This window comes from Trichocoleus sp. FACHB-6 (assembly GCF_014695815.1).
Classification (GTDB): domain Bacteria; phylum Cyanobacteriota; class Cyanobacteriia; order Cyanobacteriales; family FACHB-T130; genus Funiculus; species Funiculus sociatus.
This window is the reverse complement of sequence record NZ_JACJOY010000042.1, coordinates 19,182-41,088: the sequence shown is the minus strand read 5'-3', so window position 1 is coordinate 41,088 and position 21,907 is coordinate 19,182. Positions and strand designations below refer to the sequence as shown.

The following is a 21,907-nucleotide window of genomic DNA, read 5'->3' as shown; positions in this document are numbered from 1 at the left end:
GCCGCGGACTAAGAAATAAGAAATATGATGACTTCATTTGTTAGAAAATCTCAAGTTTTGCTCTTGACGTACTACGCTCATATGGTGGAGTACCGAGCGGAGTTATTTTTGTGGGCGCTGTCGGGTTCTGTACCTTTTATATTGATGGGTATCTGGATGGAAGCGGCACAGGGCGGGAGGTTTGGGCTGTCACCAGTGGATTTTGCCCGCTATTTTATTGCGGCTTTTCTTGTTAGGCAGTTTACGGTAGTTTGGGTGATTTGGGAGTTTGAAAAGGAGGTGGTGCAGGGGAAGTTGTCGCCGCGACTTTTGCAACCTTTAGATCCGGTGTGGCATCACGTTGCTGCCCATATTTCCGAACGCTTTGCCCGGTTGCCGTTTATTGTGGGGCTGGTGATATTATTTTTCACGCTTTACCCGAAGGCTTTGTGGTTTCCTGGCGTGGGGAGAATTTTGTTGTTTTTTGTGGTGGTAGCGATCGCTTTCACTCTTCGCTTTCTCATACAATACACTTTTGCTCTGTTCGCCTTTTGGACGGAACGCGCTAGCGCCATTGAGCAATTCTGGTTTCTGCTATATCTATTTCTCTCTGGTATTGTTGCACCCCTAGAAGTTTTTCCGCCACCTGTGCGCGAAGTGGTGCTGTGGACACCGTTCCCGTATTTGATTCATTTCCCGGCGGCGTTGTTGGTGGGTTTACCAGTAGATTTAGGGCGGGGTTTGTTGGCAATGTTTGGTTGGAGTTTGCTATTTTTTGTGTGGAATCGTTGGATGTGGAGGCAAGGTTTGAAGCAGTATTCGGGGATGGGGGCGTAGGAAGGAAGGCAAAAGGCAAAAGAAAGATGATTTGTCTAATTTGAGAGTTGATAATTTCTGTTGTGGTTATTAAACCGCGAAGATGCAAAGAGCGCGAAGGAAGAGCGGGAAGAGTGCGATCGCGCTTACTCAGTAAGTTACCTATCTACTAACCCGGTTTACTGATAAATTTGCTGCAATTCATCTATAGTGTTCACCATCATCACTCCCCGCTGAATTGCTTTTAATAACTCTAAGTCCGAAATCTGAGATATTTCTGGCATTAGCTGTAACCCCTCAGTGCCGAATTTTACCTCTAAACCGAGTTCAATACTTGCTAGCCGTTCTTGGCGTATCCCGTTTTGCTCGCCCTGTTGTAAAATTTCTTGATACCAAGGAGATTCTTGTAATACTGCCATATCCCACCTCATTATTTGCTGGACTAAAATAACGTGAGTTCGGGTTAAACAGAGTTAGGCAAAAAAGCATCAGATATGAGGGATGGTTTCTTGGGCTGGTGGCAATAGGCAATCAATCCGCAGACCAAATTGACCAAGCAGTTGACGGGTGAACGGTGACGAGAATGCTCAATCTGAGAAATGTTCTTCAACTGGTCAATCACTGATTCAATAATGGCTCGTCGCCGCAGGAGCAGCCGATCTGCCAATGTCATCAAGCGGTTTTTCATGTTTCGTTTGAGCTTGGTAATCAGTTGAATCCCCCAATCGTGCCATAGCTGAAGGGCGAGTTTTTGGGAGACATATCCCCGGTCGCCAAACACCTTGCCAAAAAGCCGTTGCAGCAATTGGGACACAGGCTGACGGTCATCCACATTGCCAGGAGTGAGGATGGCGTTCAACAACTCTCCTCGCTCGTTAATCACCAGGTGCAGCTTAAACCCAAAGAACCAGTCCACGGACGTTTTGCCCCTCGCGGCTAGGGACTTGAACACTTTGTGGGAGGAAATGCGGCGGTTGTGGCAGACCTTGATGCTTGTCGAGTCAATAAAGCTGATTCCAGTACAGTGACCAAAGCAGTGGCGCAAGTAGGCGCACAGTGGCATGAGGGTCGATGGCATCCATTCGACGAGGCGTTGGTAACTGACTAATCGAGGAAAGGCTTTGCGCCAGTAACGACAGACTAACTGAGTATAGAACCACTTGAAGTTACGATACGCGGATTGATGGAAGGCAATCAAGATCGTCATAATCTCGCTTAAGCTCAGAGTGCGGGAGCGGGAACGACGCTGTAACCCCTCACCCAACAGGCGTTGCTGCCAGAGTGGTTCAAACCCTCGGCAGAAATCATCGACATGGCAAAACAAGGCTTCTAGACTAAGCATAGGGTGGTCAGATGCGTTGAGAATTAGGCACTTTCAACTTTATCTGTTCCACCCCTCCTTATCCCGAACTCACGTTAAACTACTTCCTAATACGAAAGTAGCAAAAAATGCCATGACTGTTTCAAAATTACTCAATCGCTCATCGGCACGTAAAACTTGTAATGCTCTTTGTATTGTGGATTCGTCTGAACCATTTTTCAGTACGGGTACAAAGGGGATGAGAGGTGAAGATGGTTCGGCAAATGCTACTTCAGCATCGACTTCCCAAAGATTGATTACGCGGTAGTCTTGACGCGCCTGCAAGCCTGCAAATTCTGACTCGTAGCGAGTGGGAATTTCAACGTCACCTTCTTTTATGATATTAACCAGTACGGGATAGGTGGGTAGGTTGTACTTTTCTTCTGCCAGTGCTGCATAAGCCCGCATCCGTTTGGGCATAGTAGGCTTGTAACGCAGTTGTATCTCATTGAGTACCAAAAAATCGCCATACTCGACACTTCTTGCTTTGATCAGCGCGTCATTCTCGCGGCTTATCCACTGGAATTCGGAGTTAAGAATCTCTCCGGCTACTATGTCAGGAATCTGTGTTGCCCATTTTACCCAGATTTCTGGTGAGAGACTAATTAATCGTTTGCTGCTGATATCTGCGGCTTTTGGCATAAGAGTAGATGCGATCGATCGCTTCTGTTGTAGTTTATGGGTAAACGAACCGCGTTGGCGAAGCCTGCGCCTTAGCGCTTAGACGCTAAGGGTGCGAAGGAAGAGGGAGAAGAGTGCGATCGCGTTATCTTCAAAATGGCAGATTTTGATAGCTTAAGAAGATGCAACGATATCTGACGGTACTGGGGTTATTTTGGAATACAGCGATCGCTGCTGAACTCGAATATCGAGTAAACTTTGTCTTGGCAGCATTCAGCAGTTTGGGAAACCTCGCCGGGAGTATGTTCGGGTTGTCCCTGTTCTACAGCAACGGTTACACTTTTGACGGGTGGAGTTGGGAAGAAGCTTTGGTGGTGTTGGGAATTTTTACACTTTTGCAAGGCTTTTCTGCTACTTTCCTGGTTCCTAATTTAAACCGCATTGTGGATCTGGTTCAGCAAGGAACTTTAGATTTTGTACTTTTAAAGCCAATTAGCAGTCAATTTTGGCTTTCTACTCGCACAATCTCCCCTTGGGGTTTGCCGGATTTATTATTTGGAATTATCCTAATTGCTTATGCTGGTTTCAAGTTGGGTTTGCATATCGGTGACTATTTTCTAAGTGCAGTTCCGCTAATATTTGGTTTTGCCATTCTCTATAGTTTGTGGTTTATGCTAGGTGCGACTAGCATCTGGTTTGTGAAAATCTACAATGTTACTGAGGTACTGAGAGGCTTTCTGGAAGCTGGGCGGTTTCCAATGGTTGCTTATCCTACCGCTTATCGTTTCTTTTTTACCTTTATAGTGCCAGTAGCATTTTTAACAACTATACCAGCGGAGACGATGCTAGGACGTGGCGAAGTTAGTTGGATACTAAGCGCAGGTGTGTTGGCGTTGGTACTGTTAGTTGCTTCACATTATTTGTGGCGATTTGCGTTGCGTTTTTATACCAGTGCTTCGAGTTAGAATTACCCTCTTAGACGTAGAGACACGACAATGCCGTGTCTCTATAGCGTGTTGATAGACAGAATTTGCGATCACTTGTTGAGAACTAACCGTCAGACAGACGATTTCTATCCGCCGATCTTTAATCAATTGAAGGGTAGAAGACGAAGGCAAGGTTTAAGGATGCAAACGAAAGAACTGGGAAATACTGGTGTCAAAATAAGCGCGATCGCACTCGGTGGAATGCCGATGTCTTTAAGTAGCAGACCGCCGGAATCAGAATCAATCAAAGTCATCCATCGCGCCCTCGATTTGGGTGTCACAATGATTGATACTGCTGATTCTTACTGCCAAGATGAATCAGACAAGCACCACAACGAACGACTAATTAGTAAAGCACTTTCATCTTATGGCGATACCAGTAATGTCATCGTTGCTACTAAGGGCGGGCTGATGCGCCCGAATGGTAGCTGGACTCGCAACGGCAATCCGCAGCATTTGCGGGAGACGATTAAGATTAGTTTTGAAGCTTTGGGTGGCAAGAAGCCGATTGATGTTTGGCAGTATCACGCACCAGACACAGATTACACCATAGAGGAGTCGCTAAAGCCAGCAAAAGAAGCTGTGGATGAAGGTTTAATTCGGTTTGTCGGCGTTTCCAACTTTTCCGTAGAACAAATTAAACGCGCCCGTGAGGTTGTTGATATTGTCTCGGTGCAAAATCAGTACAATCCTTGGTATCGTCAGCCAGAGTTTGATGGTGTGCTGGAATATTGCGAGAAAGAAAAGCTGACGTTTTTGCCTTGGAGTCCGCTTGGTGGTAGTCGGCGGGTGGGGAATTTGGAAGATATAAAAGCGATCGCTACCCTATCCCAAGAAAAAGGCGTATCAGTTTACTGTATCGTCTTGGCGTGGTTGCGGGCAAAGTCTCCAGTTGTTGTACCTATTCCGGGTGCGAGTAAAGTTTCCAGCATTGAGGACTCGGTGCGTGCTGTCGATGTGCAACTATCTGATGAGGACGTAGCAAAAATTGACAGCGCTACAGCATCCTGAAACTTTTCTAACATCAGGTGATGTTCGTAATCGCGGCTACACAGACAAAACCTGCCTTCGCAGGTTGTAAAGACACGAAATTTCACGTCTCTACATTAGTCCGCGCAGGCGGACTTTGTTGAATAGAAGCGAAGCAACTTCTGCCCCCCTTCTTCTTGTTGGCGAAGCCTGCGCGTTGGCGTTAGCCTCGCTTTAGCGATAGCGCATAGGGGGGTTGGCGTAGCTGCGATTTCAATCGCCAGGACTAAAGTGCTTCTGTAGTAGGGCTTACGCACGCCAACACGCTGTAGGGGGATGGCAATGCCATGCCCCTACGACAGAATCAGGCATTCACTAATTAACTGCGTAAGTCCTGTGTAGGAACGCCATATAGTCCGCGCAGGCGGACTTTGTTCGTGCGGTTGCGATTTCAATCGCCAGGGCTAAGCTTTGTTTGTGTAGCCGCGATTTCAATCGCCAGGGCTAAGCCACTGCTAGTTCTGACTCTTCCTCAGACTCTTCTGTAGGAACGCCATCCTGAACCAGTGAAGACATCTTTCCGCTTTTCTGCATCATATTACTCACCATTGCCAGCAGCGCGTTTACCTTGCGAGTCCGCCATTCATCCACAATCTGTTGCACAGTCGCCTCTGGGAAACGACGCTGTAACGCCTCGTAAAGATAAGCTGCGTGTCCGGTTTCGTCCTCGGCGATGCTGAGGAGTCCCTTTTTCAAGGCGACACTGTTCGACTCATCCTCTGGCAATACGTTAGCCATGCGAACGAAGTCTTTGCTGGCATCTAGTTCTAGGATATAAGTGCTTGCCATGAACACCGTCCAGTCCATATTTTCTGGTTTTATGGCTTCTGGCGGATATCCCTGAAAGTAAGCCTCGAAAAAGGGACTGCGACGACGTTCGTCTGGCTTTCCTTCGGTTGTGGTTTTGGGAATACTCTTAAAGTCGATGACTTGCTTGTTGATTCGCTTCAGGGCCTGGGCGAAAATTTGACCGTGACGCTTTTCGTCGGAGGCGTGACGGGCAAGTTTTTCAGCTAACCAAGTATCGCCTTCAGCGGCGGCGCGATCGCTTAAAGCTTGCAGAAACGGAACTGAACCAGATTCAGCTAGCTGAAATCCAGCGATAACGTTGGGGCGCGTCAGCGGATCGCGGATCTGGCTGGCACCAATATAAGCGCTGGCGCTGGAACCAGCTAGGTGTAAAAGGTAAGTAAAGAAGTTCATTCGTAAATTTCGTTGATTATGAGGAAGCTACAAATGCGATCTTATCGTTGCCAATAGCAATTAGCTATTGGCTTATTGCTAATGTTCCAAGCAAAAGGGTGTGAGGTGATGTTAGAAAATTTGACTGATTATCCTTATTCTTCCGCCCGACGAGTCGTGATGGGGCAGCAGGGCGCTGTGGCAACTAGCCAACCTCAAGCAGCGATCGCAGGGATGGAAATGCTGTTGGCTGGGGGAAATGCGGTGGATGCGGCTGTAGCGATGGCGATCGCACTTACAGTTGTTGAACCTACTTCCAATGGCATTGGTTCCGATGCTTTTGCTTTAGTCTGGGATGCGCAATTACACGGTTTGAATGCTTCTGGTAAAAGTCCCCAAACCTTGTCGCCGGAACATTTTGCTGGGATGTGGCAAATTCCTCCTTTGGGTTGGTTGACTGTAACTGTGCCTGGTGCTGTGTCAGCTTGGCGGAAATTATGGGAACGTTGGGGAAAGTTACCTTTTGAGCAATTATTTGCACCAGCAATTCGCTATGCCGAAGAAGGTTTTCCGGTGTCGCCGGAGACGGCGCGAGCTTGGAAACGTGCGGCTGATATTTATTTACCTCTAACTGCGCCAGAATTTCAACCGTTTAAAGAGGTATTTTTCCCTTCTGGTCGCGCACCTGCGGTTGGGGAAATTTGGTGCAGTGAAGTTCATGCCAAAACGCTGAAAGCGATCGCGCAAACTGGCGGTGAAAGTTTCTATCGCGGCGAACTAGCCCAAGCGATCGCGTCCTTCGCCGCCAACACAGGTGGCATTTTATCAAAATCTGACTTAGCCGCCCATCAAGCCGACTGGGTGCAGCCAATTTCTACCAATTATCGCGGCGTTACCGTCTGGGAAATTCCCCCCAACACTCAAGGCATCGCCACATTGATTGCTTTAAATATCCTTGAAGGTTACGACTTATCCCAGTATCCCCGCGAATCAGCTTCTAGCTACCATCGGCAAATTGAAGCAATGAAGTTAGCTTTTGCCGATATCCACCGCTACGTTGCAGATTCTAACTTTATGGAGATACCTGTCGAATACCTTTTAGATAAAGCTTATGCGGCTCAACGTCGAAGTTTAATTGGGAAAAATGCGATCGCTCTAGCCGAACCTGGGCTACCCAAAGGCGGAACCGTATATCTCGCCGCCGCTGACTCAGAACTGATGGTTTCCTTCATCCAATCCAACTATAGTGGCTTTGGCAGTGGCATTCTCATCCCCGATACAGGCATCGCCCTGCAAAACCGAGCATCAGGATTCACCTTAGAGGCGGGACACCCAAATCAAGTAGCAGCAGCTAAACGTCCCTTTCACACCATTATTCCCGGCTTTTTGACGCAAGAAAACCAACCCCTCGGCCCATTTGGTGTCATGGGCGCACCGATGCAACCGCAGGGACATCTACAAGTCGTGGCTAACTTGGTGGACTATGGAATGAACCCCCAAGCCGCACTCGATGCCCCTAGATGGCGGTTTATCGCCGGAAATACGGTGCTTTTAGAGCAAGCGGTATCCCGGAATATAGCACTGGCTCTGGTTGAGTGCGGTCACAATGTGCAAATTAGCGCCGAACCTGGAATGTTTGGTAAAGGTCAGATTATTTTACGGCGAGGCGGGGTACTTGTCGCCGCCTCCGAACCTCGTGCTGATGGTTTGGCACTAGCGTGGTAAATCTCGTTCCCAGCCCCCAACTGGGAATGGATTCTGTCCCACCGTGCCCCCTTCCGGCAGAAAAATAAGGCTTCTACGAGGTAGAACCTCATTCAAGGCATTGCCAGTCGGAGACTGGGGAGACGAACTTTTAACTCTCTCTCTCTTTTGGCTGAGTACATTACTCAATTTATCTATTAAGTTTTGTTAACAGGCTATTTAACTTATCTTTACAACCACAGGTAATTCATGAAAGCAAGCAAACAGATTTTAGGAAAACTTTTGTTCAGTGTTCTTAGTGTTGGTAGCCTTGTAGGTCTGTCTGCCTGCGGCAACCCAGAGACAACAGCCACAGCTCCTACTAGCGAGTCTCCCGTTGCAGAAGCTCCCGTAACTACAGAATCACCAATTGCAGAAGCTCCCACAGCTACAGAATCACCCGCAGCTACAACTGAAGACAAAAACCTCGGAGAACTTGCACAATCAGCAGCTAGCGCTGGTTCCTTCACGACGCTAACCAAAGCAGTGCAAGCGGCAGGCTTGACTGAAAACCTGACTGGTAGCACTCCTTACACAGTATTCGCTCCGACTGATGCAGCTTTCGCCGCCTTACCAGCAGGGGTTTTAGACAAGCTACTGCTGCCAGAAAACAAACCAGCGTTAGTGGAGCTTCTGAGCTACCATGTGGTGCCTGGGAAAATCTCTTCTAGCGAACTGAAAGCTGGAGAAGTGAAAACAGTTGAAGGTACTCCCGTCACCGTTGCGATTGATAGTTCCACCAATGACATCACGGTGAACAATGCCAAGGTGATCCAGCCAAACATCCCAGCCAGCAACGGAATTATCCACGTCGTTGACAAGGTAATTCTGCCTCCCGATGTGCAAGCAGGTCTTGACGCTCCCAAGACGGCACAGTAAGCGATCGCTTGACGCTTTGTCACTAAATTCATCAAACTCTTGAAGGGTGGGCAATGCCCGCCCTTTTTAGCTGTCCCTTGTAAGAATTCTTAACACCATTTCTCATGAAATCGGTCTACTGTAACGTTTTAGGTGCTTTTTCAGCCTTTTGAAAAACAGTTACGCTCCTCAGTAGATATTAGGGACAAAAATTTAGCATGAGCAGCAATTTAGCAACAAAATTGCGTGTGGGAACCAAAAAATCTCACACAATGGCAGAAAACGTTGGTTTTGTCAAGTGCTTTTTAAAAGGAGTAGTTGAAAAGAACTCCTACCGGAATCTAGTAGGCAACCTCTACTTTGTCTATTCAGCAATGGAAGAAGAGATGGAACGGCATCGCCAGCACCCGCTTCTCTCCAAGATTTACTTCCAAGAGCTGAACCGGAAAAAGAGCCTGGAACAAGACCTCAGCTACTACTACGGAACCAACTGGCGCGAGCAAGTCTCTGCCTCACCAGCCGCAGAAGAATACGTCAGCCGGATTCGGGAAGTATCTGCCAACTCACCAGAATTACTAATCGCCCACTCCTACACCCGCTACCTGGGTGACTTATCCGGCGGTCAAATTCTCAAGGGAATTGCTCAACGGGGGATGAACCTCAGCGAAGGGCAAGGCACCGCTTTCTATGAGTTCAACGACATTCCCGATGAGAAGGAGTTCAAAGCAACCTATCGCCAAGCGATGAACGACCTGCCGATTGATGATGCCACAGCAGATAAAATTGTGGACGAAGCCAATGCTGCTTTTGCCATGAACATGAAAATGTTCCAAGAACTGAATGGCAACTTGATCAAAGCAGTTGGTCAAATGTTGTTCAACTCGATTACACGCCGTCGCTCTCGTGGTAGCACGGAACTGGCAACTTCCGAAGGGTAAAGCATAAGGAATGAAGGAATTTATTCTTTCTTCCAAATAGCGTTTACTTCTGAATTGAGTTCTGATTTCTAGACAATATCTCCTTTTTTCAAACAATCCTGAAAACTTGGTGATGGTGGTGCCATTATCATCAAGTTTTCAGGATTGTCTGCTTTAATTCAATAATTGTAGGTTGGGTTAAAGGACAGTGAAACTCAACAAATGCTTCAACAGAGCGACAACTTGACATTTTTAAGTGCTTAGAAGACGTGCTTGTTGAATCCATTGCACTATTTCGCCTCTTGATGGGCATAAATCCCGGCGTTGCATTGTTGCCACTTGCAGGCGCAAAATTTGTTGATGTACCTTGTGGATGTGCATTTGAGCTAGTTGCGCGGCGGAAGCAATCCCCGCATGAAGCAGCAACCCGCAATATTGACAACCTACACTAGGAATGCGGGATAAATCGGACAGAGCCACCCATTTAGAAACGTGGTGAATATGAACTTGTAACTTCTCTGATAAGGCGTGTTTTTGCTCTTGGTTATGGCATTGCTGTAATAGTTGCAATGTAGTTGTAATTCCACACTCTATCAGTCGAGCTTGATCTTCAGAACTTATTCCAGGCAATTGCTCAATTCGCCAATTAGTCGGTTTCAAGCGATTTTGAACAGAACGATGAGTATTCATTTTTCTTGCATCACAGCTGATGGACTTTTCGAGGGGCATACAACAATTGTAGGTACTGCAAGCAAGACAATAGCAACGTCCGACCTCAGCAACCACTGTATCAAAACTTCTACACCCAAAAAAGCCACAACCTACCTGTAATTTAAGAATATACACTCTATCAGATACTAATTATCGAAGCAACTGACAGCAGTATTATCTCTTGAGTTCATCCCAAAAGTTAGTATAAAATATTTCCCTCTGCGGAGAGAAGCACAACAAAAATTTATTTTTTAAAGTAACTAAAGCTGAAGTTTTCTTACTCAGCAAACCAACTTTATTAGTTTTACTTGGAGGAGTTTCTCATGGAGTCACATCACCCTTTCTTAGAAAAAGTCAGACAAAAGGCTGATTTGAAGGATCTGGATGAAGCTCGCCGTGCGACAGAGGTACTGTTTCGCACCATGCGCGATGTAATGACCAATGAAGCAGTAGAGCGAGTAGAAGAAGAACTGGATAAAAATCCAGCCTCCGATGAAGTGGAAGAGCTTTGGGAAGATACTAACCCCATCGTCAATTTTTTGAGCAAAATTAGACCCCAATTAAAAATCAAGCCAGAAAACTTTTTAGTAAGACTGAGACAAGAAGGAAATTTACCAGGAGCCGACGCAGAAAAAATTATTAAAGCAATATTTTCTGCTACAAAAGAAGAGTTATCTCCTGAACGTATGCAGGAAGTTGCTAGCTTTCTACCCGGTGAAATTGGCGAAATGTGGGAGCAAGCTTAATTAGCCTTGCATATGAACGCCTAAGTAGGTAAAAGTAAATAAACCGAACTCTAAGGTGGGCTTTTAGCCCGCCTTAATTGATAAGACAGTATTTTAAGCTTGTGTTAATAATCCCAATTGTGCTAATTTAGAGAGCTGTTGATTACAAGTTACTAATTTAAACTTTTTCAAAAAATGGCTACAAAACTCCCCGTAACAGTAATCACTGGCTTTCTAGGCAGTGGCAAAACAACTTTGATTCGCCATCTACTACAAAATAACCAAGGACGACGCATCGCCGTTTTGGTGAATGAATTTGGTGAATTAGGTATTGATGGCGAATTACTGCGTTCTTGTGGCTACTGTCCAGAAGATGGGGACAGCAGCAGTAATATTGTTGAATTGACGAATGGTTGTCTGTGCTGCACGGTGCAGGAAGAATTTTTGCCGACGATGCTAGAGTTGCTGAAGCGGCGAGATAAACTCGATTGCATCTTAATTGAAACATCGGGACTGGCGTTACCAAAGCCGTTGGTGAAGGCGTTTCGCTGGCCGGAAATTCGCAATGCGGCTACTGTGGATGCTGTAATTACAGTCGTTGATTGTGAGGCCGTGGCTGCTGGAACTTTTGCTAGTGATCCAGATGCGGTAAATGTACAGCGTCAAGCAGATCCGAATTTGGAACACGAAACGCCTTTGCAAGAATTGTTTGAAGATCAGCTGGCGTGTGCGGATTTGGTGGTGTTGAATAAAACTGATTTGGTGGATGCTACGCAGCAAGCTGGGGTGGTGGATTTGATTAAAGGAGAGTTGTCGAGAGCTGTTAAGATTGTGGAAAGCAACAGATCGCAACTCGATCCCTCTGTTATTCTTGGCTTGCAAGCTGCTGTAGAAGACAACTTAGATGCCCGTCCCAGTCATCACGATACGGAAGAAGACCACGACCACGACGAGGAAATCACTTCAGCTCACGTTATTTTAAACCGTGCTTTTGATCCCCAGCAGCTGCAAAAACAATTAGAAGCACTGGTGCAACAACAGGAAATTTACAGAATCAAAGGTTTTGTTGCTGTTCCCAATAAAGCGATGCGGTTAGTATTGCAAGGTGTGGGAACAAGATTTGATCAATTTTACGATAGACCTTGGCAACCAGAAGAGAATCGGCAAACTCAGTTAGTCTTTATTGGTCAAAAACTCAATCCAGTTGAAATTGAATCGCAGTTGGCAGCATTAGCTGGGTGAGATTTATTGTAAGCGATCGCATCCACCACATCTTACTCTTGCTAACCCGATAAGCGATCGCTACTGCCATAAATTATTCGATTGCTTAGATAATGCTTGCGGATATCTTTGTCGAATCTTCTAGGTGCAAGACATTCTAGCCAAAAAGCCCTCAAGTCGTATAATCCAACTGTTGCCTTCTTAAAAGTAGCAAATTCTATTTAGCAATACGACTGAATATCCAGCCCACACCGATCTACTAAATAACACAGAGCGCGAAAACGCAAGCCTACCAGTTGCTCGTAAAGTGGATTCAGCTTGCACAGTGGGGGAATATGCGCGATTATGCGACCAAAAATCTTGATATCGCGTTCAAAAGGACACTGTGCAGGAATAGTCTTGGCGAGGAAATGAGCCATCTTAGGGGTATGAATCTCTATCCCGTCCAGCCATTGACGCAATGGTTGTAAGATATCAAATTGTCGTTTTGGAAATTTCGCAGGCTTGGCGGCGTGTACGCTTTCTGCTGAAGCTATTGCTAACGCTTGTAGGGCGCTAGGTTCTTCTTTCGTACATATCCTACTCATAAGTTTACCTTGTTGATATCCGGTTAATTGAGTAATTTGCTCATTTCTATTTACCACGTTACAAACCTTAAAGAATAGTGTGGTAAAAGTTTGAACAAAGTTTCTGATAGTTTCATAAAGTTTTGATGAACTAACCAGAAGTTCAAACTATGACACATAAAAATAGCTAAGGCAAGCTTTTCCTAGCAAATTTCTGCTTTTATATTAAGGGCTGGTTAATATTGATAAGCGCTATTTATAGCTAGGTAAAAATTAGCTTCAGTTAAATGAAAGTTCCGAAGACACTTATCTAACCTCAGTTAGCCACTAGCTTTTATTTATTGCGTCTATAAGTTTATTCAAACGTGGCAAGCCGCGAAATCATAAGTACCCAACGGAGTAATCTTTTTTACCTCAATTGGTGCATTTTCTGACTAAAGATTGAGAGCTGTATCCAAAGCTACAATTCTCTAGAAATTACCGACAATTATTAGGAAAGTCAATTTTTACTTGATAAATATAACACTCTATTGTAGGTTGGGTGAGGTTCCTCAAGCCAACCTACAGAATGTACTATTTGGGTTAAATTTAAACGAGTGCGGGTTCTGGCAATGCTCCCTGCATTTTACCCAACCAAGTTATCAGACTTTCCATCTGTTGATCGGCGCTTAAGGCACCTAAACCGCGAACAGTGACTTTACCAGGGGTATAGACAAAACGAGTTTTCAGGTGTTCTGGCAGATTTGCTCGGATAAGGTTCCAGGCGGGTTCCTCCATTGGTGTCTCTAAGATAACGTGTTGTTTGCCTTCGGGTTTGATGCGACTGAAGCCTAGAGACTTGGCTATTTGTTTAAGTTCCATCACCCGCAACAACTGAGTAGCAGATTTAGGGATGTTACCATAGCGATCGCTCCACTCTGCGGCAATACTTACTAATTCTTCCTTAGAACGAGCCGCAGCAACAGAGCGGTAGGCACTCATCTTTTGATCCAAATCTGTGATGTAGTCAGCGGGGATGAATGCAGTCAGAGCCAAGTCAATCTGAGTATCATCAACTTGGGGAATTTCCTGTCCGCGAATCTCTTTAATGGATTCTTCCAACATTTCCATGTAAAGGTCGAAACCAATTGCATCCATTTGACCAGATTGTTCTGCACCCAACAAGTTCCCGACACCGCGAATTTCCATATCGCGCATCGCCAGTTGATAACCAGAACCCAACTGAGTAAACTCCTGAATTGCTCGTAAGCGTTGCCGGGCGGCATCAGATAGGGCCTTGTGTTTGGGATAAAATAACCATGCGTGAGCTTGGATTCCTGCACGTCCGACTCTTCCTCGCAGTTGGTAAAGTTGCGATAAACCAAATTTCTGCGCGTCTTCTATTAAAATTGTGTTGACTCTGGGGATATCCAAACCGGATTCAATGATGGTGGTACACAGGAGGATATCTGCTTCGCCAGCACTGAAAGCAAGCATCGTCGCTTCTAGTTCAGATTCGTCTAGCTGACCGTGCGCGATCGCTAGTTTAACTCCCGGCACCATTTCCCGCAAAGCGGTGGCAGTTTCTTCAATTCCCTCAACTCGCGGAACAACATAAAATACTTGTCCCCCTCTGTCAAGTTCTTGGCGAATTGCAGTGCGTACCGCATCAGGATCGTATCCAGCTAGGTGAGTTTTAATCGGACGACGAGAAGGCGGTGGCGTGGTAATTAAACTCATTTCCCGAATTCCCGAAAGTGCCATATAAAGTGTGCGGGGAATAGGAGTGGCGCTGAGAGTTAGCACATCAACTTGAGTTCTGAGAGACTTTATTTTCTCCTTTTGGTTAACGCCGAAACGCTGTTCTTCGTCCACCACCAACAACCCTAAATCTCGCACCTGAATATCCTTACTAAGTAGCTGGTGAGTACCAACGACTATATCTAATTCACCCGTCGCCAGCCGCTTAATAATGTTGCGACGTTCCTCAGCGCTGCGGAAACGGTTAAGCAAGCCAACTTCGATCGGGTAAGGAGCGAAACGCTCTTTTAAAGTATGGTAGTGTTGCTGAGTCAGGATAGTAGTAGGGGCGAGAAAGGCAACTTGCTTTCCGGCGGTGACAGCTTTAAAAATTGCTCTAATAGCGACTTCCGTTTTACCAAAACCGACATCACCGCACACCAAACGATCCATTGGGCGATCGCTTTCCATTTCCCGCTTCACATCTTGAGTCGCCTTCAACTGATCCGGCGTTGGTTGATAGGGGAACGAATCCTCCATTTCCTCTTGCCAAGGCGAATCAGCTGGATAAGTGAAACCTTGCTGTTGCGCTCTTTGAGCATACAATTTCAGCAAATCAACCGCGAGTTTCTTAATCGCCTTGCGGACTTTATTCTTAGTATTTTCCCAAGCCTTACCGGACATTTTATTAAGTTCCGGCGCTTTCCCATCCGTGGCGCGAAACCGGGAAAGAGAACCCAGCTGATCCGCCACGACTCGCAGCAAACCATCAGCATACTGCACCACCAAATATTCGCGGGTTTCATTGCTGACAGTCATACTTTCCAACTTGACAAACTTGCCAACGCCGTGATTTCTGTGAACCACATAATCGCCAGGACGCAGTTTGTTGGGGTCAATTTGCTTAGAAGCAGCGCGGCGACGCTTTCTGATATAACTGGGAGTTGTCAGAGAATGCTGTCCAAAAAACTCCCGATCCGTCACCACCACCAACCGGAAAGTTGGCAGAATGAAACCTTCGAGTTCCGCAACCCCAGAATACTTAAGTGCGATGGGAGTCTTGTGAATTTGCAACTTATCAATTGCCGGGAAATCGCGAGGATTAGGAACAAACTGCGCCGGACAATCGTGTTCTTGCAGCAAAGCCACAGAACGCGAAGGTTGAGCAGAAACAATCCAAACCGCGAAACCGCGATCGCGTTCCTGACGCATAGTTTCAGCAATTTTCGCAAACTGATGAGGAGTCACTGGAACTGGACGACTAGCAAGATTTAACCCCTGACCTTCCTCAACCAACTCCGATAAATACAACCGCTGAAAAGCTTCTGTCGCCGCCAGAGATTCATCAAAAGAACGGTGAATTTTTGGTAATGGGGAAGAATCTTCCTCAGCCAATTTCCACTGTTCCTGAGCATGTTCCACCCAGCGATCGCTATGAGCGCGACACTGATCCGGCTCATCAATCGCAACTAAAGTATTCTCAGGCAAATAATCCAACAAAGAAGCAGGTTGCTCAAAAGCTACCCCCAGCAACCGCCGCGTACTCCTCTGGTCTTCCCCCGCGTCTAAAGAGTGGTTTTTTCCTTCCAAAGCCGCCCGCACAATCGGACTAAAATCAGTAGGAGTCAAAACCAGACGCTCAATCTTATCAAGCGATCGCTGAGTAGCCGGATCGAACTCCCGCATCTGGTCTAACTCATCCCCGAACCACTCCAGACGCACAGGCAACTCAGCCGAAACCGGGAACACATCAATAATATCCCCGCGCCGACTCCACTGCCCCTCCATTTCCACCAAAGGAACCCGCGCATAACCCAGAGTTGCCACCTTCTTACTAAACGCTCCCAAATCCCCGATCCCCTCTTGATCCCCGCTTATTAAGGAGGGGTTGGCGGGGATCGTTACGCAGTAAGCTTTAAAAGCTTCAGGGGGCGGCAAATGCGGTTGTAGGGCGCGTTCTGTCGCTACAATTGCTAATCGTCCGTTGTCAGTTGCCAGCTGGCCGTTGTTCGTTGCCACTGACGACTGACCGTTGACCAAATCTGCCAACACCTGCATCTGCCCCCAAATCATCTCGGATTCCGGGTCAAAAGGCTCGTAGGGTGACGCTTCCGAAGTTGGATAAAAATGAACCGTGGCGAAGCCCATCGCTTCCAGAGCCGCGCAACAACGGCTAGCTTCCTCAAGAGTGGCACACACCACAAACAAATTTTGCCCAGAGACTTGTGCCAAGGCGGATGCCACTAAATTTTTTGGCAAGCGAGGAATACCGTTGAGCTGGAGATAGCCCTGACGGTTTAGCTTAGAGACCAGTTCTGTAGTGAGAGGCGATCGCCCCAAGGCACGAATAATAGAAGAAAATGCCATTAGTTGGAGGAAATACTTAATTCGTTCTGACAAAACAGCAGGAGTATATCTCCTTACCTTCATCATTTTAGAAGGCAGATCAAATCGAGACTGGTCTACAGACAGATTTCTGCTCTACCGAATCTGCTAATTTCTCTATAGCCACCGTTTTTTCGGGGAACCCATGTTCCCATACAAAGCTGGCGTCCATCTTAGGCACCGTTAGCCAATACTACTGGCATTACAAATACAAATGTCCCCAACAACCGAAATTCTAATTATTTTCCTGCTTACCATCCTCAATGGCATCTTTGTTATGTCAGAGTTGGCGATCGTCTCCGCACGGAAAATACGACTGCAACAGCTGGCCGATCGGGGAGATATCAAAGCTCGTGCTGCGTTGGAACTAGCTAATGCTCCGAATCAATTTCTAGCTATCGTTCAGGTGGGGATTACCCTGATTGTCATTCTGTCCGGTGCTTTTGGCGAAGGAACGATCGCTAAAAGACTGGTACCTGCGTTAGGTTTAATCCCCTGGTTAGCACCATATAAAGAAGCGATCGCATCCGCGGTCGCCATTTTGATCATTACCTATCTAACGCTGATTATTGGCGAACTGGTGCCGAAGCGCTTGGCGTTAAACTACCCAGAACGTATTGCATCTGCCGTTGCTATCCCAATGCGGATGTTAGCTGCCATTGCTTCCCCGATCGTTTATGTATTGAGCGCTTCTACTGATATGGTGGTGCGGATGTTGGGCATCAAACCCTCCACAGAGCCATTGGTTACAGAAAGAGATATCACAGACTTGATCGAGCAAGGCACCGAAGCGGGAACCTTTGAGGAAGCCGAACAAGACATGGTAGAGCGAGTTTTTGGCTTAGGAGACAAACCCGTAAGCGCCTTGATGACACCTCGACCGGATATTACCTGGCTCGATTTGGAAGACTCCCCAGACGAAAACCAACAAAAGATTATAAATAGTACCTATTCTCGATTTCCAGTCTGCCAGGATAGCCTTGACCACGTTCTGGGCGTGATTCCAGTCTCAGACTTATTAGCCCGCAGTCTATCGGGACAACCGCTTGACCTGACAGTTTCCTTGCAACAGCCCGTTTTTGTGCCAGAAAGCATGGGAGGATTGAAAGTCCTAGAGTTGTTCAAGCAAACTGGCACTCACATGGCGCTAGTTGTAGACGAATACGGTGTCACTCAGGGATTGCTCACTCTCAACGACATCTTTGTAGAAATCGTTGGTGACGTTCCCTCAGCCGATGAGGCAGAAGATCCCCCAATCGTACAACGTGAGGATGGTTCGTGGTTGGTGGATGGGATGTTGCCTGTGCAAGAATTGTTTGAACTGTTAGACATCGAGGAGTTGCCTGGAGAACAAAAGGGTAACTATCACACAATGGGCGGCTTCGTAATGACGCATCTAGGGAAAATTCCTACTGCTGCCGACCATTTTGAATTAGACAGGTTCCGCTTTGAAGTAATGGATATGGATGGCAACCGAGTTGATAAAGTCCTAGTGATGCCCATACCCACAGAATCAATTGATTCTGAATCTGGCGATTAATTAATAGTTAGGGTATCATCCTAATTTTGCAAATTTCTTGTACTAAGTGCAGGCATCTTTGACTAGGAGTCTAATGTATAACAGCTCACTTAAATTAGCCATTGAAAATTCCAGCCCAGGGATAGAAGGAGCCAAGCTGTATTAATTAGTGCAATGAAATAGGAAAGGGTGTTTTACTTTGCATAAAAGCTTTAGGGAATATAATAATTGATGCTACACACAAAGAATAATGTCAAAGACGATGAAGACGATCCCTTCGAGATGGTAGTTAGTGGTCTGGAAGTGGGAGCGATTCAAGAAGACTATTACCCAATCGCACTGGTGACAAGCCGTGGCAAGGTAGAGTGTCGCTACTACCCAGTGGATGGTGCGAAGTGCGGTGCTATTTACGTCGGCGGTGTTGGCGGTGGTTGGGATACACCAGCCAAGGGGCTGTATCCCCAGTTGTGCCAAGAACTCACCGGTGAAGCGATCGCTTCTTTAAGAGTGCGATTCCGGCACCCCACAATACTTGCGGAATCAGTTCTCGACGTTCTGGCAGGCATCAGCTATCTAGAAAGCGAAGGTATTGATACCGTTGCTTTGATAGGTCACTCCTTTGGCGGTGCTGTCGTTATTCAAGCGGCTTTCCTCTCCCAAGCTGTTCGCAGCATCGTGACACTCGCCAGCCAAAGCTACGGTGCTGCGCCTGCTTCCCAGTTAGCACCACGATGCTCAATCTTGCTGATTCACGGTAAACGCGACAAGGTGCTTTCACCGTCCTGTTCACAGTACATCTACAGCCTCAGCCGCGAACCCAAGCACCTCATCCTCTACGATGGTGCCGATCATGGTCTTGATGAAGTTGCCGAAGAAGTTCATCAGGAAGTTCGCCAGTGGATTGTAGAGAAGCTGAAGGAGAGTTTAGAAATTAAAGCTAGTTCGGATGGTGCCAAGAACAATGTCTGAATTGTTTTCGTTGTGATTCGGTGCGGTAAGTCAAATAATACCGGGAGTAATGGCAATATTATCTGTCAACTATTATCTGTGAAAGCTTTCACCAGGACGTAGGAGGAAAGGGAGGAGTTCATAAATAATATAGATATGATAGGCTACCTAAAATATCGCCCTACATCTTCAAGATACATAAACTCCTTCTTTCGCCTTCTCACAATACTTTTGTGCTGCCTCAATAAAAGCAGAGACATCCTCTTGTTTTGTATTAAAAGCAGTCACTAACCGCACCGTAGATTTAGATTCCTCCTCCCAAGGATAAAATCGGAATCCATCAGCGAGAAGACCTTGAATAACTGACTCTGGCAACTCGATAAAAATTTCATTCGCCTCAACTGGGTGACACAATCTTGCCCCAGGCAAAGCTGCTAAATTCTGGGCTAATTTTTGAGCCAGTTTATTAGCATGAGCAGCATTCTTTAACCACAAATTATCTTTAATATAAGCTTTTAACTGTGCTGACAGGAACCGCATTTTGGAAAATAAATGTCCGCTGCGTTTGCGACGATAGCCGAAAGTTTTTGCCAATTCTTGATTAAAAAATATCACTGCTTCCGCTGCGATCGCGCCATTTTTAGTCGCCCCAAACGACAGCACATCTACCCCAACTCGCCAAGTAATATCGGCAGGAGAACAGCCCAAACTCGCCACAGCATTAGCGAAACGCGCCCCATCCATTTGTAATCCTAAATTATGGGTACGGGCAATCTCGGCAATTTGAGAAATTTCCTCTGGTTTATACACACATCCCGCTTCAGTTGCCTGAGTCAAACTGACAGCAGCGGGTTGTACGTGATGCACAACGCCAGCACCAGCTTTATTTAGCACATTTGCCAAGTCAGCAGCGTAAATTTTGCCATCTGCGCCTGGAAGTGTCACCAATTTCGCACCCCCAGTATAGAATTCTGGTGCGCCGCATTCATCGACATTAATATGGGATTGACTGTGGCAGTAAATTGCCCCAAAAGGTGGTGTCATTACAGACAATGCGAGGGCATTAGCAGCAGAACCCGTTGCTACGGGAAAAACAATTAAATCTGTTTCAAATAATTCCTGTAACTGTGTTGACAAGCGCTGAGTATATTCATCATCACCATAGGGCATAGCTGCACCTTCATTGGCAGCAACTACTGCTTCCATGATTTCCGGCGAAACTCCGCTGACATTATCGCTGCAAAAGTTCATATTTCTTATGTTTACCTATACTTATTTCTATGCTAACCATCTCTGCCGAAATCCCCACATTAAGTCTGTGGCTACACAAACAAAACTTGCCAAGGGAACGTCTTAATAAAGTCCGCGCACCATCCGGACGATAATTTGTGTAGCCGATACCCTAAAAGGTGCGGCTACAAATTGGGTATTATATAGCAACCCTATTTAAGTTGTGAACGAGTATTCGCCCTGGTATAGGGACACGGGGCAGTGCCGTGTCCCTACAGGGGTTCACGAATCATTTAGGATTGCTATAGCGTTTCTCAAGTTGGGTGGAATATATCGCGGTTCTGACGTTCGCGCTACCTTGGTAAGGACATGGTATTGCCATGTCCCTACAGATGTATTGCACCCAACCCTTGAATTGTTATGTAGCTTTTGCTGGAAAAAATTGCTTTGTCTTAAACCCAAAAATCGGGGCTAACAAAACATTAGGAAATTGGTTAACTTTCTGATTGTAATTTTGCACAGTTTGGTTATAACGCATCCTTTCAACAGCAATGCGATTTTCTGTTCCTGCTATCTCATACTGTAAATTAATAAAAGCTTGAGAAGATTGCAACTGAGGATTTTTAGCCGCATAACTTCGGAAACGTTCTATAGCTTGAGAAACTTCTGCCGCCGCGGCGGCTTTTTCTGTGGAAGTATCAGCTTGCAGATAGTTTTGTCGAGATTTTGTTAGTAAATCTGCAAGTTGATATTCTTGTTTAGCGTAAGCTTGAGTAATGCTCACTAAATTAGGAATTAAATCGGCACGTCGAGAAAGCTGATTTTCTAATTGCGCCTGGGCTGCATCTACTCTAGATTCAGCACCGGAAAGAATATTGTAAGTCACGATTCCCCAGAGTGCGATCGCGCCCGCCACAGCAGCGCCAATTATCTTCAGCCTTTTTTGTCGCTTTTCTTCTTGTATCCTTCTTTGGCGTACCTCTTGTACCGCTTGTTCAATAAACTCTGGTGGAATGTCTACCTCTGCACCCGCCTCTTTTAATTCTTGCATCGAATAACTTTGATTTTTCTCTGCATACAAGCGAGAAGCAATTTCCAAAACTTCCGGTGCAATTTCTTCAGGAATATTAGGGTTTGATTGGTTCATAAATTTACATAAATATAATTAACTTAAAACTTCTTCTCTTCCTTAACGTTCTATAACCCTAACGCGCATGGCGAGAGCTAGTGCGTCTTGGCAGTTAATTTTTTTCAACATTTTTAGTATTAGATGCTATTCTACCTATTCTCTACTATCTAAAGATATACTAAAAAAAAGAATGAACTGCAACGACGCAAAGGAAAGACAAGTAGAACAGAGGAGTTGATACAATGAGATAATCGGCGGAGAAA

18 protein-coding genes and 1 pseudogene are annotated in these 21,907 nt (G+C 46.1%); 10 read left to right on the top strand and 9 right to left on the bottom strand.

The features are described from left to right. Window positions 1–27 precede the first annotated feature (27 nt). Window positions 28–816 (top strand): ABC-2 family transporter protein, encoded by a 789-nt coding sequence (locus tag H6F66_RS08245; RefSeq protein ID WP_190420151.1) that lies wholly within the window; start codon window positions 28–30, stop codon window positions 814–816. A gap of 158 nt (window positions 817–974) precedes the next feature. On the opposite strand, the gene H6F66_RS08240 is transcribed toward H6F66_RS08245, so the two are convergent. The 3 genes and pseudogenes from H6F66_RS08240 to H6F66_RS08230 all read right to left on the bottom strand — a co-directional run. Then, window positions 975–1,214: a hypothetical protein gene (locus H6F66_RS08240; RefSeq protein ID WP_190420095.1), complete on the bottom strand. Its 240-nt coding sequence runs from the start codon at window positions 1,212–1,214 to the stop codon at window positions 975–977. Between the two features lie 44 nt (window positions 1,215–1,258). After that, on the bottom strand, window positions 1,259–2,137 hold the full coding sequence (locus H6F66_RS08235) for an IS982 family transposase (protein ID WP_190420093.1): 879 nt from the start codon (window positions 2,135–2,137) through the stop codon (window positions 1,259–1,261). A gap of 75 nt (window positions 2,138–2,212) precedes the next feature. Continuing rightward, window positions 2,213–2,797 (bottom strand): annotated as a pseudogene (locus tag H6F66_RS08230) (transposase); the annotation flags it as partial. A gap of 161 nt (window positions 2,798–2,958) precedes the next feature. On the opposite strand from H6F66_RS08230, the gene H6F66_RS08225 reads away from it, so the two are divergent. Together H6F66_RS08225 and H6F66_RS08220 are read left to right on the top strand one after the other, a co-directional pair. Next, window positions 2,959–3,741 carry an ABC transporter permease gene (locus H6F66_RS08225; RefSeq protein WP_190420091.1) on the top strand — a complete coding sequence of 261 codons (783 nt, stop codon included), beginning with the start codon at window positions 2,959–2,961 and terminating at the stop codon, window positions 3,739–3,741. A 162-nt stretch (window positions 3,742–3,903) separates the two neighbouring features. Then, window positions 3,904–4,773 (top strand): aldo/keto reductase, encoded by an 870-nt coding sequence (locus H6F66_RS08220; protein WP_190420089.1) that lies wholly within the window; start codon window positions 3,904–3,906, stop codon window positions 4,771–4,773. 462 nt (window positions 4,774–5,235) lie between these two features. On the opposite strand, the gene H6F66_RS08215 is transcribed toward H6F66_RS08220, so the two are convergent. After that, entirely contained in the window at window positions 5,236–5,994 is a 759-nt protein-coding gene (locus tag H6F66_RS08215) for a ferritin-like domain-containing protein (RefSeq protein ID WP_190420087.1), read from the bottom strand. A gap of 108 nt (window positions 5,995–6,102) precedes the next feature. Here H6F66_RS08215 and H6F66_RS08210 point away from each other — a divergent pair, with 108 nt between their 5' ends. From H6F66_RS08210 to H6F66_RS08200, 3 genes are all read left to right on the top strand, one after another. Further along, window positions 6,103–7,698 carry a gamma-glutamyltransferase gene (locus H6F66_RS08210; protein ID WP_190420149.1) on the top strand — a complete coding sequence of 532 codons (1,596 nt, stop codon included), beginning with the start codon at window positions 6,103–6,105 and terminating at the stop codon, window positions 7,696–7,698. A gap of 228 nt (window positions 7,699–7,926) precedes the next feature. Further along, window positions 7,927–8,595 carry a fasciclin domain-containing protein gene (locus tag H6F66_RS08205; protein WP_190420085.1) on the top strand — a complete coding sequence of 223 codons (669 nt, stop codon included), beginning with the start codon at window positions 7,927–7,929 and terminating at the stop codon, window positions 8,593–8,595. A 197-nt stretch (window positions 8,596–8,792) separates the two neighbouring features. Then, the gene (locus H6F66_RS08200) at window positions 8,793–9,512 is read left to right on the top strand and encodes a heme oxygenase (biliverdin-producing) (RefSeq protein ID WP_190420083.1); all 720 of its coding nucleotides are present in this window, start codon (window positions 8,793–8,795) and stop codon (window positions 9,510–9,512) included. 231 nt (window positions 9,513–9,743) lie between these two features. Here the strand turns inward: H6F66_RS08200 and H6F66_RS08195 are convergent, their stop codons facing one another. Further along, complete coding sequence (locus H6F66_RS08195) at window positions 9,744–10,181, bottom strand: DUF4332 domain-containing protein (RefSeq protein WP_190420081.1); 438 nt, start codon at window positions 10,179–10,181, stop codon at window positions 9,744–9,746. A gap of 344 nt (window positions 10,182–10,525) precedes the next feature. Here H6F66_RS08195 and H6F66_RS08190 point away from each other — a divergent pair, with 344 nt between their 5' ends. Both H6F66_RS08190 and cobW read left to right on the top strand, forming a co-directional pair. After that, window positions 10,526–10,948, top strand: a complete 423-nt coding sequence (locus H6F66_RS08190) for a DUF2267 domain-containing protein (protein ID WP_190420080.1) — start codon at window positions 10,526–10,528, stop codon at window positions 10,946–10,948. Window positions 10,949–11,122: 174 nt separating this feature from the next. Next, window positions 11,123–12,169, top strand: a complete 1,047-nt coding sequence (gene cobW / locus H6F66_RS08185) for a cobalamin biosynthesis protein CobW (RefSeq protein ID WP_190420078.1) — start codon at window positions 11,123–11,125, stop codon at window positions 12,167–12,169. A gap of 200 nt (window positions 12,170–12,369) precedes the next feature. Here the strand turns inward: cobW and H6F66_RS08180 are convergent, their stop codons facing one another. Then, complete coding sequence (locus H6F66_RS08180) at window positions 12,370–12,735, bottom strand: Mo-dependent nitrogenase C-terminal domain-containing protein (protein ID WP_190420076.1); 366 nt, start codon at window positions 12,733–12,735, stop codon at window positions 12,370–12,372. Between the two features lie 567 nt (window positions 12,736–13,302). Beyond that, window positions 13,303–16,800, bottom strand: coding sequence for a transcription-repair coupling factor (mfd, locus tag H6F66_RS08175; RefSeq protein WP_190420074.1), 3,498 nt, complete (start codon window positions 16,798–16,800; stop codon window positions 13,303–13,305). Between the two features lie 232 nt (window positions 16,801–17,032). On the opposite strand from mfd, the gene H6F66_RS08170 reads away from it, so the two are divergent. Continuing rightward, window positions 17,033–18,358: a hemolysin family protein gene (locus tag H6F66_RS08170; protein ID WP_190420072.1), complete on the top strand. Its 1,326-nt coding sequence runs from the start codon at window positions 17,033–17,035 to the stop codon at window positions 18,356–18,358. Window positions 18,359–18,568: 210 nt separating this feature from the next. Continuing rightward, the gene (locus H6F66_RS08165; protein ID WP_199294872.1) at window positions 18,569–19,306 is read left to right on the top strand and encodes a dienelactone hydrolase family protein; all 738 of its coding nucleotides are present in this window, start codon (window positions 18,569–18,571) and stop codon (window positions 19,304–19,306) included. Between the two features lie 168 nt (window positions 19,307–19,474). On the opposite strand, the gene H6F66_RS08160 is transcribed toward H6F66_RS08165, so the two are convergent. Together H6F66_RS08160 and H6F66_RS08155 are read right to left on the bottom strand one after the other, a co-directional pair. Continuing rightward, entirely contained in the window at window positions 19,475–20,536 is a 1,062-nt protein-coding gene (locus H6F66_RS08160) for a low specificity L-threonine aldolase (protein ID WP_190420070.1), read from the bottom strand. Between the two features lie 397 nt (window positions 20,537–20,933). After that, entirely contained in the window at window positions 20,934–21,662 is a 729-nt protein-coding gene (locus H6F66_RS08155) for a LemA family protein (RefSeq protein ID WP_190420068.1), read from the bottom strand. Window positions 21,663–21,907: the final 245 nt, after the last annotated feature.

Coding starts and splice junctions, on each gene's coding strand:
- H6F66_RS08245 (WP_190420151.1), top strand. CDS start 28: ATGACTTCATTTGTTAGAAAATCTCAAGTTTTGCTCTTGACGTACTAC.
- H6F66_RS08240 (WP_190420095.1), bottom strand. CDS start 1,214: ATGGCAGTATTACAAGAATCTCCTTGGTATCAAGAAATTTTACAACAG.
- H6F66_RS08235 (WP_190420093.1), bottom strand. CDS start 2,137: ATGCTTAGTCTAGAAGCCTTGTTTTGCCATGTCGATGATTTCTGCCGA.
- H6F66_RS08225 (WP_190420091.1), top strand. CDS start 2,959: ATGCAACGATATCTGACGGTACTGGGGTTATTTTGGAATACAGCGATC.
- H6F66_RS08220 (WP_190420089.1), top strand. CDS start 3,904: ATGCAAACGAAAGAACTGGGAAATACTGGTGTCAAAATAAGCGCGATC.
- H6F66_RS08215 (WP_190420087.1), bottom strand. CDS start 5,994: ATGAACTTCTTTACTTACCTTTTACACCTAGCTGGTTCCAGCGCCAGC.
- H6F66_RS08210 (WP_190420149.1), top strand. CDS start 6,103: ATGTTAGAAAATTTGACTGATTATCCTTATTCTTCCGCCCGACGAGTC.
- H6F66_RS08205 (WP_190420085.1), top strand. CDS start 7,927: ATGAAAGCAAGCAAACAGATTTTAGGAAAACTTTTGTTCAGTGTTCTT.
- H6F66_RS08200 (WP_190420083.1), top strand. CDS start 8,793: ATGAGCAGCAATTTAGCAACAAAATTGCGTGTGGGAACCAAAAAATCT.
- H6F66_RS08195 (WP_190420081.1), bottom strand. CDS start 10,181: ATGAATACTCATCGTTCTGTTCAAAATCGCTTGAAACCGACTAATTGG.
- H6F66_RS08190 (WP_190420080.1), top strand. CDS start 10,526: ATGGAGTCACATCACCCTTTCTTAGAAAAAGTCAGACAAAAGGCTGAT.
- cobW (WP_190420078.1), top strand. CDS start 11,123: ATGGCTACAAAACTCCCCGTAACAGTAATCACTGGCTTTCTAGGCAGT.
- H6F66_RS08180 (WP_190420076.1), bottom strand. CDS start 12,735: ATGAGTAGGATATGTACGAAAGAAGAACCTAGCGCCCTACAAGCGTTA.
- mfd (WP_190420074.1), bottom strand. CDS start 16,800: ATGGCATTTTCTTCTATTATTCGTGCCTTGGGGCGATCGCCTCTCACT.
- H6F66_RS08170 (WP_190420072.1), top strand. CDS start 17,033: ATGTCCCCAACAACCGAAATTCTAATTATTTTCCTGCTTACCATCCTC.
- H6F66_RS08165 (WP_199294872.1), top strand. CDS start 18,569: ATGCTACACACAAAGAATAATGTCAAAGACGATGAAGACGATCCCTTC.
- H6F66_RS08160 (WP_190420070.1), bottom strand. CDS start 20,536: ATGAACTTTTGCAGCGATAATGTCAGCGGAGTTTCGCCGGAAATCATG.
- H6F66_RS08155 (WP_190420068.1), bottom strand. CDS start 21,662: ATGAACCAATCAAACCCTAATATTCCTGAAGAAATTGCACCGGAAGTT.